At 44.4% G+C, this 13160-nt stretch carries 10 protein-coding genes; all 10 read left to right on the top strand.

Annotated elements, in window-relative coordinates; genetic code table 11:
- The first annotated feature begins 77 nt into the window (after positions 1-77).
- The 10 genes from MUB35_RS10185 (at position 78) to MUB35_RS10140 (ending at position 13134) form a co-directional block, all read left to right on the top strand.
- Entirely contained in the window at positions 78-1901 is a 1824-nt protein-coding gene (locus MUB35_RS10185; RefSeq protein ID WP_033141905.1) for a sensor histidine kinase, read from the top strand.
- Positions 1898-3421 carry a response regulator transcription factor gene (locus tag MUB35_RS10180; protein WP_033141906.1) on the top strand — a complete coding sequence of 508 codons (1524 nt, stop codon included), beginning with the start codon at positions 1898-1900 and terminating at the stop codon, positions 3419-3421. Before MUB35_RS10185 ends, MUB35_RS10180 begins: the two co-directional genes overlap by 4 nt.
- 12 nt (positions 3422-3433) lie before the next feature.
- Entirely contained in the window at positions 3434-4648 is a 1215-nt protein-coding gene (locus tag MUB35_RS10175; RefSeq protein WP_033141907.1) for an ABC transporter substrate-binding protein, read from the top strand.
- A 185-nt stretch (positions 4649-4833) separates the two neighbouring features.
- The gene (locus tag MUB35_RS10170; protein ID WP_052099526.1) at positions 4834-5061 is read left to right on the top strand and encodes an HPr family phosphocarrier protein; all 228 of its coding nucleotides are present in this window, start codon (positions 4834-4836) and stop codon (positions 5059-5061) included.
- Positions 5062-5217: 156 nt separating this feature from the next.
- Positions 5218-7587, top strand: coding sequence for a hypothetical protein (locus MUB35_RS10165; RefSeq protein ID WP_052099527.1), 2370 nt, complete (start codon positions 5218-5220; stop codon positions 7585-7587).
- A gap of 4 nt (positions 7588-7591) precedes the next feature.
- The gene (locus tag MUB35_RS10160) at positions 7592-8458 is read left to right on the top strand and encodes a helix-turn-helix transcriptional regulator (RefSeq protein WP_033141908.1); all 867 of its coding nucleotides are present in this window, start codon (positions 7592-7594) and stop codon (positions 8456-8458) included.
- 1 nt (position 8459) lies between these two features.
- Positions 8460-9875, top strand: coding sequence for an MFS transporter (locus MUB35_RS10155; protein WP_227211198.1), 1416 nt, complete (start codon positions 8460-8462; stop codon positions 9873-9875).
- Positions 9876-10051: 176 nt separating this feature from the next.
- Entirely contained in the window at positions 10052-11323 is a 1272-nt protein-coding gene (locus MUB35_RS10150; RefSeq protein WP_103732569.1) for a sugar ABC transporter substrate-binding protein, read from the top strand.
- A 73-nt stretch (positions 11324-11396) separates the two neighbouring features.
- Complete coding sequence (locus MUB35_RS10145; RefSeq protein WP_033141910.1) at positions 11397-12302, top strand: carbohydrate ABC transporter permease; 906 nt, start codon at positions 11397-11399, stop codon at positions 12300-12302.
- 1 nt (position 12303) lies between these two features.
- Positions 12304-13134: a carbohydrate ABC transporter permease gene (locus tag MUB35_RS10140; RefSeq protein ID WP_033141911.1), complete on the top strand. Its 831-nt coding sequence runs from the start codon at positions 12304-12306 to the stop codon at positions 13132-13134.
- Positions 13135-13160: the final 26 nt, after the last annotated feature.

The raw sequence follows: 13160 nt of genomic DNA, 5'->3' as shown, positions 1-13160 counted from the left end.
GTCTAATGGGCGCATATTAAGTATAATATATTAGAATCTCAATCTCAGCAAAAAGGAAGAGGTAACTAAAAGTAATCATGAAACGTAGAAATGGATTTCTAAAATGGTTCAAAAACCAAAAATTAGGCCGGAAGATTTTATATACCTTCATACTTGCATCCGTCATACCGCTTCTGGTGGCACAGATTTTAATGCTCTATGTCATTGTAAACAACATAAAAGAAAAGGTAGACACCCTTATGGTGAACCAGCTTGCCCAGATATCAGAGAGGACGAATTTAACCCTGGATATTTACACGAATCTTGTCTACCAGATCTATGCGGATAACCAGATCATTGATGGAATCAAGGTTTATGAGGCAGAAGATTCAGAGGTTAAGGCGCGTATCTACCGGGAAATCTGTGATAAACTGCAGCAGTACGGAACTTCCGTCAATGGGATTGAGTGTATCAGTATTATCCTGCCGGACGGACAGGATATTACATATGATTTCGGTATGGCATCCGCTGTGGATAATCTCTGGGAAAGTTATGAGGATATGACATCCATAGAGCCATACCGTCAGGCACAGGATGCCACAAATATGATCATATCACCTACCCAGCGTTTTGTTCGGGGAAATCAGGAGGAACGGATCTTCCACATAGCAAAGCAGATGTATGACTTTAAAGATATCCAGAAGGGTCCCATTGCCTCAGTGGTGACCAGTGTCAATGAATCTGTCTTAAATGCAGTGTGCAGCACGGGGCAGACAGAAAAAGAATCGGAGATTTATGCGGTTAATTTTATCACAGACCGCAAGGGTAATGTGCTCACTTATCCCAACTCCTTTTACTCCGGCATAGCCATCAGCACCAATAAGACCATCAAGGATTTTGTGAAGAACACAGGGGAGCTGAAAGGAAAAAATATTGCTGTGAACCGTTACGAGGACAAGCAGCTGGGATGGATCTTTTATAATGCATATGACAGGGATTATATGCTGCGTGATGTGACAAGGATCCAGTTTCTGACCATTTTTATCGGTGCGCTGTTGTTTGCCGCCTCTATTTTGCTCATACGTTATACGGTAAGTCTTATAGAGCGGTCCACAAGGAGTATTGTAGGGGGAATCCAGCAGGTGCAGAGCGGTAATCTGGATGTTCAGGTGCATGTGGATACTGAGGATGAGATGGGACAGATCGCGGACAATTTCAATACCATGACAGGAAAAGTCAAGAATCTGATCACAGAAGTAACTGAGATCACACAGAAGCAGAAAGACGCGGAGATACGGGCGCTGGAGGCTCAGATCAATCCGCATTTTCTGTACAATACGCTGGATTCCATCAACTGGATGGCGATTGAAAAGCAAGAATATGAGATTAGCAAAATGCTGCGCAACCTGGGAATCATTCTCCGGTACAGCATAAATAAAAGCAACCAGATGGTGACCATCTCGGAGATGGCAGACTGGCTGGAAAAATATGTCAGCCTTCAGAAAATGCGGTTCAACAATGCTTTTATCTGTGAGATATATGTAAGTGAAGAGGCAAAAAATATCAGGATTCACAAGCTTCTCATTCAGCCTTTTGTGGAAAATGCGATCCTGCACGGGTTCAAGGGCATTGAGGGCGGAGGAATCCTGCGGGTTGATATTATCGTGTCAGAGGACAAGAAAGAGCTGGATATCATCATAGAAGATAACGGAAAGGGAATGCCGCCCGGTATGGCAGATACCTTTAATGATCCTGAGAAGGCAGTCCGGGATGACGGCAGGAGCATCGGCCTGAACAATGCATTTGCCCGAATGCGTATGTATTACGGTGAAGATGTTTCATGGGATGTAAAGAGTATACAGGATATAGGAACTATTATTACACTGAAAATACCGGTACGGGATAAGGAGTGGAGACAATGAGGATCATAATCGTGGAGGATGAGATAAAAATTCGGGAAGGTATGGGAAAACTGATAGAATCACTGACAGACCATATTGTTCTGGGGGAGGCTTCCGATGGGGAGGAAGGACTTGACCTGGTTCTCCGTTTTAAACCGGATCTTGTGATCACAGATATCCGTATGCCGAAAATGGACGGCCTGGAGATGATCCGACGTCTTTATGAACAGAAAATACCGGTACATGCAGTTATTCTGAGCGGATATTCCGAATTTGAGTATGCTAAAAAAGCTATACAGTATGGGGTGGATGATTATCTGCTGAAACCTCTGGCAGTGGATGACGTGCAGGATATGCTGGAAAAAATTGAAGAGAAAATAAAAAAGGAACAGCTTACCAAGGGCAGTCCTGAGGTGCATCTGAGAAATCTGATCTTCGGGGAAGAACAGGAGGAGGAAAAACAGTATGACATATTGGAGAAGGTATGTGGTCTGGCAGAACAGGCCCAATACATTCTCTTTGCCGGGTACATAGGTTCCGCACCGGCTTCCTACAGAGAACAGGCAGAGAAAGCCCTGGAAGAGCTGAAAGAGAAGTACCGGGAGATAAAATGGTACGCTTTTTATATGGAAAACCTGCAGGAGTTCTATATTCTGGCCTGCGCAGAATGGGGATTTGAAAGGATTTCGGACCTGGAAAAATCTTTTTATAACAGACTGATCTTCCACTGCCAGGATAAGGAGGAGCGGCCAATCTGGACCAGACAGGCGTTCCAAAGTCTGAGAGATTTGAAGAAAACAGCACAGAACCTGAATGATCTTATTTCTTTCTCCCTCATTTGGAACCAAAAGGGATGGCTTACCAGGGAAGATGTGAATGCATACCACCCCGCCCCCTTTCTGCCCCCCGCTGAGATTTATACACGCATTCGCAATGCTGTCTGTCAGGGAAATCCGGAAAAAGAAAAGGAAGGGGCAGAGGAATTTCTGCGCTATATGAAGGATGGGCATTTTGATGCGGATGATATCCGCAGGGCTTTTGTAAAGAATTACTATATGATCGGAGATACCCTGGAGGATATAGACAGAGCACTTTTTGAGCATCTGAAAAGTGCGAATCTGCTCCGGAATATAGAGGCAGCGGTCACCTGGCATGAATTGGAGAATGCGTACAGGGATGTCATCCAGCTCATCACCAGCACCAGGGTAAAGCGGGAGGATATCAGCAATTACGTGATCAAAAAAGCTATCAATTATATAAGGGAGCACTATCAGGAGGGCCTTACGCAGGAGGAAGTTTCCCGGGTCCTGGAGATCACACCCGAATATCTGAGTACCCTTTTTAACAGGGAGATGGGAATCACATTCTCCAGTTTTCTGAAGCAGTTCCGCATGAGCCATGCCAAGCGTCTGTTAAAAGGAACGGATATGAAAATTTACGAGATCGCAAAAGCCACCGGGTACAATGATCCTAAATATTTCCAGAGGGTATTTAAAGAAGAGACAGGCGTATCGCCCGGTGAATACAGGCAGATGAATTAGGAGGTAAGATGCATGAAAGGTATACGAAGTATGGTTCTTGTCTTTTGTGCCCTCTGCCTGGCTGGATGTTCCGCGGAGGGCATCAGGGTGGAAGACGGTGAGAAAAAAGAGCGGGAAGAACTGGTACTCTGGAGTTATTACGAGACTGAGAAACAGAGGACATCCATGGATGAACTGGCAGATGGATTTAATGCCTCTCAGGAGCAGTATCACCTCACATGGGAATATCACGGGCCAGTGACGGAATTCAGCAAAAGACTGGCAATCGGAATCACCCAGAACCAGCTTCCTGATATGGTGATCATCGACAATCCTGATATGCCCTCCTATGTCAGTATGGATAAGCTGGAGGATATTACAGAGGCAGTAAAGGAGATAGAGGATTTAGATCAGTATTTTCCAAATGCCATGGAATCTGTGGAGTATGAGGGACGCTATTACGGACTTCCTTTTTGCTGCAACAATGTGGCTTTGATCTATAACAAAGACATTCTGGAACAGAAGAAGATTGCTGTTCCAGAGAATTGGGAACAGCTTGAGACGGCTGCCGGAAGTCTTACAGAGGAGGGCAGGTACGGGTTTGCCATGTCTGCTGTCAGCGGGGAGCAGAGTGCTTTCCAGTTTGCTTCTTTTATGCTGTCAGCCGGTGATGAGCTGGACCAGGCAGGCGGGGAAGGGACAAAAAGAGCATTTCAGTTCATACAGAATATGGTGGAACAGGGCATGATGTCCAGGGAATGTGTAAACTGGTCACAGAATGACGTGGCAAGGACCTTTATTGCAGGAGAATGCGCCATGATGGAAAACGGGCCATGGGTATTTCCTGCTCTGGATGATGCTGGCATCAACTACGGCGTTGCAGCATTTCCCGGGGACCAACGATATATGGGTGTCCGTGGAGGAGAGAACATAGCAGTGCTGAAAGGGAAAAACAAAGAGGGAAGCGTTGCGTTTTTAAAATATTACAGCCAGATTGACACAATGCTGAATGCAAATCTGAGAGCGAACTCTCTGCCTCCCAGAAAAGATGTGGCAAAATTGTTTTTAAAAGCTAAGCCGGAATACGGGATCATACTGGAGCAGATGGAAAACTGCATCTCAAGGACCAGTTTTGAAAACTGGTCAGTTCTGTCAGAGCAGTTATCAGAAGGACAGTATGAGATCATTACGGGAGTGAGCACACCGGAGGATGTGTGCAGCAGAATACAGGAAGCGCTGAAACAATAAAGAAATAGATGCAGAACATGGACAGGGTGGAAATTCAGTTGAAGAATTTCCACCCTGTTTAATCTTTTATACTGTAAGTCAGAAAGGTTTTTAGTTATATTTTAGATAACAAATAAAGTTGCAGATACAAAAGAATGAAAAAACAAGAACAGAAAACATGCAGATAGTTAAAGGAGAAAATACAAATGATTTTAGAGGTTATGTTAAACTCAGAAAAAGATGCAGTTGACTTTGTTTCAAAAATAACTGCATTTCCGGAACATGTAGACTTAAGCTATGGTCATTATTCAGTTGACGCAAAATCTATACTTGGCGTTCTGGGAATAGGCGTTGGAAAGAAGGTAAGGTTATCTGTTTATTCAGATGATACAAAGACATTGGAAGAAAGTATTAGGGGATATATCGCATCGTGACAGAAGATCAATTATGAGACCTCTCGGGGGAAAGGATTCCTCAGAGAGGTTTTATGCGTAGTGATCCGTGTGAAATTTCTTAAGTTTTGGCTGGATATCCATATTGTTTATGGAAAAAGAAGGTGATAAATTTACATTAAGAAAAGGAGGCGTTCCATGAAACATGATATAAAAATAGAAAATAAAAGTTTGGAAATGATGATATCAGAAAAGGGATACATTTCAAAATTATCCATGAAAGATGACCCGTATAAAATGAACTGGGTCATTGAAGAAGCATATTTATCGCAGGCCGGATATCAGGATGCAGATAAGTTATTTGGATATTTTGATATTACGGCAGATGGTAAACAGCGTAACAGCCGTGAGTTCTCTCCTGTGATTGAAAAGGAAGGTGCAGAGATCACAGTTACATATGATTTTGGAAATATGAAGATCATAATGATTTACGACATGGGAAAGAATGACGGGGAGCTTCACTGGACCATCCATTTAGTAAACCAGGAGAAAAAAGATATCTGGATCTCAGATTTTGGGGTGTGGATCTCATTTGCCTATGTGATGTTCAGGGACAAAGAGGTACTCAGGAATATACATAATTCCGCAGCGGTATTCTCCTCCATATCTGACAATTATACGAAATTAAATGCAGTGCGCCGGGACAACCGGGGAGGAAATCTGGGATTCTATCAGGTTGAAGGCGAAGCCTTATCCATCGGTACTTACTGTGATTATGAAAATTTGTTTTTTGAAAACGTTTCCCCTTCTCTGGATGGAATGTTGTTCCATAAACTATATTTCGCAGGCGGATATCCGGAAGGTTTCCAAAACAAGGATTGGATATATAAAAAAGATGGCTTTATGCTGAAAGCAGAAGAAGACAGGACGTGGAAATATGTCGTAAGTATCAACAGAAATCAGGAAGAGTTTCTGGAAAAGGGCCTGAAACTGAATCATCCTAAAGTGGATTATACGCCGCTTAATATAATCGGTGAGACTGCAAGATTGACCGTTGAAGTTTCGGAATCTCTGAAAATCCTCTCAGCCGAGGCACTTTTTAAAGAAAATGACACAGTAAAGAGTTTGTCCATTGAAGTAAAGTATGAAGGAGAAATGTATCATCTCTCATACAAACCAACAGCATTGGGAGAGCATAAAGCAGTCATTAAGTTTTCAGATGGCACAAAAGATTTTGTGGTAATGAATGTCATGGATAAGCTGGATAGGGTCATAGACGAACGCGTGGCATATATTTGTGATGAACTTTATGAGGGAAAAGAGGGGAATCCGCCCTTTGCTTTTAAGCCGGTATCCAACCAAGGGGAATCTCTTGGAAAACTGAATCTCGTACTGAAGAAAAATCTTTTAGGTTCCCTGGATGTGGATCAGGTCAGGGAGGTAGAAAAAAGCGCAGTGGAATATGTGCGGCCAAAATGGTTTAAGGACGGAGATTTTAAAAAACCCCGTAAATTATACGGAGACTTCTATCGGTGCATGGATTTTGAATACATAGGACATTTGTTCTATCTGCTGTCAGAATTTGATGATCAGATCCTGGAGCTGTATGCAGCAGACACGTATCTGGAGTGGGCAGCGGATGTCTTTGAGTTAAGGGTGAATCCGGATTTGCATGAAGATGAACGGGGAAAAGAGGAATCACAGATGCTGGGTGTCTATTTCCTGTATTTTGAGGATCTGCTCATAAAACTCAAAGAAAAAGAGCTGACAGAAAAACTGCAGACAATACAATCCCTGTGGGATAAGATGATGGACAGGGTCCACCGGGGGGCAGATTCTTATGCAGCGGCAATTACAGAGCATTTTTATGATAACGCGGGATTCGGACCTGCTGCCGGCGCTCTGAGCGTAAGTAAAAAGCGGGAGAGTGCGGAAAAATACGGTGAGCTTCTGCTGGCAAATATAGGATACTCCAATGATTTTCGGGCACAGAATCCGGATCGCTGGTGGGAAGCCCTGTCTTATATGACCCACTCCCTGTGGGGTGGCCTGACGGCAGCCGCAGCATATAAAGTCTTCTCCTATTTACAAAATACAGAATTCCTGGAAGGAAGCTACCGGGCCACTGCAGGTGTACTATACTGTTATGATACGCATGCAACGGCTGTAACCCCCTTAAAAAAGGGGATGGCTGTTTCCACCTATGCTGTTGCCGGGCCGCACATCAATCGTCCGGACTTATCCAGAGACCGTTTTGGACAGGCTGCTTTCTATAGGGACGGCGGTATTTTTGCCAGGTTATTCGACAGTGATGACCAGACACCTGACTGGGATATGGGCGAAGAGATGACAGCATATCTTGACAGCTTTGGACAGAAGACATTCATCATAAATAACAAAGGAACCTTACGTGTGATAAATGGCAGTTATGAAGAGACAGAGACAGGATATAAAATTACCAGCTTCGCACCATATAGCAGGGACTTTTATTATATATCAGAAGATGGTATGACTTTGTTAGAGTGCCAGGGAGACGGGAGAAGTGTTGTATTACAGATAAGAAGGTAACTATATGTCAGATGATATTATCTCTATTTCGGTTCCGCCATTTCCCGATTTTATAGAGGGAAACTATCGGATGATGAAAAAAGGCCAGAATCATATAAACAGAAGGAATCTAGGATACTTTGACCTGATTGCGGTGAAGAAGGGGAAGTTATTTCTCTCTGAAGATGACTCTCAATATGTGGTAAAGGAAAATGAACTGTTTATCTTATTACCTGACAGACATCATTTTTCATGGAGACCGTGTCAGGAGGATACGGAATTCTATTGGCTGCATTTTTATACAACGGCGCAGTGGAGGCAGAGCAGAAGAGCGAGCCGGTTTATTTCCAATCTGCCTATACCGGAATTACATTACCATCAATGTTCTTACACGCTTCATCTGCCGAAGCATGCGTTGATCAAAGAGCCGGCCATGCTGTTTGGACTGTTTCATAACCTGCTGGACAGTACAACTTCCGGTAAAGAATATATATGGAAGACGGAAGAGCTGTTTTTGAGATTTTTGAAATTCATTGAAAGTCTGGGTATGTATAAGGATAGAAGTACGGTGCTGGCAGAACAGATCTATATGTATTTAGAGAATAATTTAGGACAGCCTGTATCAAATCAACTTTTATCAGAGGTCTTCCATCTGCACAGTAATTACCTGGCAAAAGTGATGAAGGCGGCTTATGGGAAAACACCAATGGAGGTTTTGATGGAAATGCGGATGGAATATGCGAAACAATATCTGCTTCGTTCCGAATATGGGATAGGGACAATCGCCAAGATGGTTGGTTTCAATTCAGAGATATATTTTTCCAACTGTTTCAAGAAACGTATGGGTATTTCTCCGCAGAATTACAGAAAAAAGTATGAGGAGCACATTTAAAATGAGTAATACAAAAACAAACAGCAACGGCCTGTCTTTAAAAAACAGAATCGCGTACGCGGGTACAGATGCGGCAGGAAACCTATTGTACTGTACTCTGACCAGCTTTATTAATTTTTACCACACAGATGTATTCGGGCTTTCTATCGGAACAGCAGCCATAATCGCTCTGTTTGTCCGGATTCTCAATACCGCTACTGTTCCGCTGTGGGGGCTGGCAATTGATAAAACAAGATCAGTATACGGCAAGAGCCGTCCATGGTTTGCAAGGCTGGCAATACCTTTTGGGGTGTTTATGTGTCTTACTTTCTTTACACCGCATTTGTCGGGAAACTCCAGAGTTGCTTACGCGGCATTCACTTATCTGACCGCAAGCATCCTCTATACCGGTATTTCTACACCTATAACGGCCATTCTGCCCAATTTAAGTAATGAGTCCTATGAGAGGACAAAGCTGAATTCTTTTAGAATGATTGGAGGAAACATAGGATATTTTGTAACGGCGACATTTACCCTGACACTGGTATCCGTGCTGGGCAGAGGCAACAGACAGCAGGGATTCTCACTGACCGTGCTGCTATACACAGCTATTTCGGTATGTATGTTTTTCTATGCATTCAGGAATACGAGAGAGGTAAATGCAAAGACTGCTAAAAGTCTTCCGATCAGAGACAGCTTCAAGGCGCTCAGGTCAAACTGGCCGTGGGTTATCGTGGTGTTGGGAAGTGCTTTTTATTGGCTGGGCAATTCAACCAGAACCTCTTCCCTGATCTATTATTCCCGTTATTATCTGGAAAATGAGAATTATGTTTCTATTCTGAACGCATTGGTGTTGACACAGATGATCGGAGTTGCGGCCATTCCATTTCTGGCACGAAGATTATCAAAAACCTGTATTATGATTCTTGGATTCTTTATCGCTGCTGTAGGTCAGATATCCTTAGGTATTGCAGGAAGAAATTTTACAGTGATCGTGATTGCCTGGGTGATCACAAGTATCGGAACCGGGATCGCGGTGTCCATGCCCTTTGCCATGCTGTCTGACACCGTGGATTACGGTGAATATAAAAACGGAGTGAGAGCCAGCGGCTTTTTGACCGCAGTGGGAAGTGCAGTGGGACTTCAGGTAGGTACCGGATTGGGAGATTTTGTACCGCTGAAGCTGATGCAGCATTTTGGGTATGTTGCAAATCAGAAGCAGTCGGCGACTGCACTGGCAGCGATGAAGACCGGTTTCTCTTACCTGCCGGCTGCATTTTTCATCATAGGTGCGGTCATTATGATATTTTATTACAGATTCGAGAAAAACGAGAGCGTTGTTTTGGAAGAATTGGCTAACAGGAGAGAAAAAATCACAGATACGGATAACAGGCACCGTAATACAGTTCATAAAAATAGACTTGTGCAAGAAGTATGATCTGGTATGAACAGATGTTCCGAAGGTATTGATGCGGATAGAAATTAAACAGGGTGGAAATTCAGTTGAAGAATTTCCACCCTGTTTAATTTTTTAGACTATAAGACAGGTCGGTATTCTCTTATACTTTAGATATCAAATAAATCACCAGAAACGAACGAAAGGGAGGAAACAAAATGAGGAAAAAAGTAGTGAGCGCTATGCTCTGTATGGCTATGGCAGCTACAATGTTGGCAGGATGCGGAGGAAACGCAGGAACAGCTTCCGCGGGAACGGACAGCAGCAAGAAGACTGCCGGAGGAAAGGAAGAGGTGGTCATCTGGGATTACTTTGAGACGGATGCTCAGAAAAACATGATGCAGGACATCATTGACGGCTTCAATGAATCACAGGAGGAATACGAGGCATCCCATGTGTATGTACCCTTTGCAGACTATGAAAAACAGCTGACACTGGGCATGGCATCCGGGGAACTCCCGGACCTGGTCATCCTGGACGGCTGCAGCATGGCATCCTTCATTCAGATGGACCTGTTCGGGGATGTATCAGATGCGGATATCAAATGGGATGAATACCTGGAAGGCCCTATGGAATCCACTATGGCAGACGGAAAACATTACGGCATTCCCTTTGCCACCAACTGTACGGCATTGTTCTACAACAAGGATATCTTCGATGCGGCAGGTATGGAGTATCCCAATGAAAACACCACATGGGAAGATTTCCATGAGATGGCAAAAGCGCTGACGAAAGACGGTGTGGTTGGCTTCGGCAATGCTGCTACAGGAACAGATGAGGGAACCTTCCAGTGTCTACAGTGGTTATACACAGCAGGCGGGGACTACCAGAATGTGAAAGGCGGTACGGATGCCTACAACCTTATGCAGGAGATGGTAGCTGACGGTTCCTGGTCAAAGGACTGCGTGAACTGGACACAGTCAGACGTAAATAACAACTTCGTGGCAGGTAACCTGGCTATGCAGCAGAACGGACCATGGCAGATCCCGGGAATCGAGAAGGACGCTCCTGATCTGAACTACGGTGTGACGGTACTCCCCAAAAAAGACGCGGATTCTGACCAGGCAACCTCCATTCTGGGCGGTGAGAATATGGGAGCTGTAAAACAGGATGACATGGGCGGAGCCACTGCATTCATGGAATACTATGACAAGACAGAGGTGATGGTAGACGCTATGAAACAGTACGGTTCCTTCCCGCCGAAAACAGAGGCGGCTCAGGACTCCTACTGGACAGATGACCCGATCCAGAAAGAATTTATCACACAGCTTCAGACATCCATCCCAAGAGGCCCAAGTGCTTCCTGGCCGGAATATTCCGATGCACTGCAGACAGGATTCCAGGAGGTTATGACCTCAGCAAAGACTCCTGAAAAAGCAGCAGAAGATACACAGGCAGCCGTGGATAAGGTGAAGGCATCAGAAAAATAAACAGCCGGAAAGGGACAGGACCCTCCTGTCCCTTTTTAACCCCATAACTGCTCATAGGAAAGGATGAAAGATAATGAAAAAAGGGAAAACTCTCGGACCAAAGGTTGGTTTTTTGTTTGCACTTCCAGCCGCCATCTACATGCTGATATTTGTGGGATACCCCATGATACAGAACTTTATCCTCAGTTTCAAGAATGTGGATGTATATTCCTTTGCAGATGCATCCAAGCAGGCGTTTGTAGGATTTGAGAACTATAAGGAACTGTTTTCAGGCGGTGAGGCGATACTGACCACAGCTATTAAAAATACACTGATCTTTACGGTGGCATCAATTTTCTTCCAGTTTTTTATCGGATTCGGCCTGGCACTTCTGTTCAGCAAAAAATTCAAGGGAAGCTCCTTCTTCCGAGGTGTGACCATGATCTCCTGGCTGCTTCCGGTCACGGTTGCGGGTCTGCTGTTCAAATTCATGTTTGCCAGCAAAGGCGGTATCATCAACCAGCTTTTCATGTCCCTGCATCTGATCAACGCACCGCTGGAATGGCTGCTGGACCCCAAACTGGCTATGATAGCCATTGTAGTGGCAAATATCTGGATTGGTATTCCCTTTAACATGATGCTTCTGATCACAGGACTCACCACCATTCCGGAGGAAATCTATGAAAGCTCACGTCTGGACGGGGCAAATAAATTCCAGACACTGTTCCAGATCACGATCCCCATGATAAAGCCGGCTATCATGTCTGTGCTGACGCTGGGATTTGTATATACATTCAAAGTGTTCGACCTGGTATGGGTCATGACAAAGGGCGGGCCGGTCAATGCCACAGAGCTGGTTTCAACTTATGCTTACAAGCTGTCCTTTGACCAGTTCCAGTTCAGTAAGGGCGCGGCGGCAGCCAATATTCTGTTCCTGATACTGTTCGTGGTTGGTATTTTCTATATTAAACTGATCAATGATGAAGACGAGGTGATGTGAGATGAAGAACGAGAAAGGAAACCTGAAATTTTTTATCATCGGAGCCATAGTATTTGTGATCTTCATTTTCCCGTTATACTGGATGGTGGTCACAGCGCTGAAAACACAGGTAGAGATTTTTCAGATTCCCACGCCTCTCTGGCCGAAGAATCTGACTCTGGACGCATTCGCGGATCAGCTCTCTGCATCCAGTGATACTTTGAGGGGCTTTAAAAACAGTATGATCATTGCAGCGGGCGCCACAGTGATCTCCACTATCTTGTCCATTCCCGCCGCATACGGGCTGGCCAGGTTTAAATTCAGCGGCAGAAAAGTCCTGATCTTATATTTCCTTATGACACAGATGCTTCCGTCAACCCTGATCCTGACATCCCTGTATATTATGTTCTCCAAGATGGGCCTGCTGAATTCTTATCTGGCTCCCATCCTGGCAGACGCTACCCTTGGAATCCCGTTCAGTATTATTATCCTGAGGACCTATTTCCTCTCCATACCGAAGGAACTTGATGAGGCGGCAAAAATCGACGGCTGCAACAGCATCACATCCTTTACGAAGATTATGCTCCCCATAGCAAAACCGGGCGTTATTGTAGCTGCCGTATTCTCTTTTGTATATGCATGGGGCGATCTGATCTATGGAATCACTTTTATGACAGACCCTATGAGAAGGCCCATTACCTCCAGCATTTACAACTATGTGCAGCAGTATCAGACATTGTGGAACGCCACCATGGCTTTTGGTATCATAGCGATTCTGCCGGTGGTTCTTATCTTCATTTTCATGCAGAAATATATTGTCAGCGGTCTGACCAACGGTGCAGTCAAGGCATAGGCCGGATATAAGGCAAATCAGGAGGA

This window comes from Blautia sp. NSJ-175, from assembly GCF_022867815.1.
Classification (GTDB): Bacteria; Bacillota; Clostridia; order Lachnospirales; family Lachnospiraceae; genus Blautia; species Blautia celeris.
The sequence above is the reverse complement of the archived record's forward strand: the minus strand, read 5'-3'. Positions and strand labels throughout refer to the sequence as shown.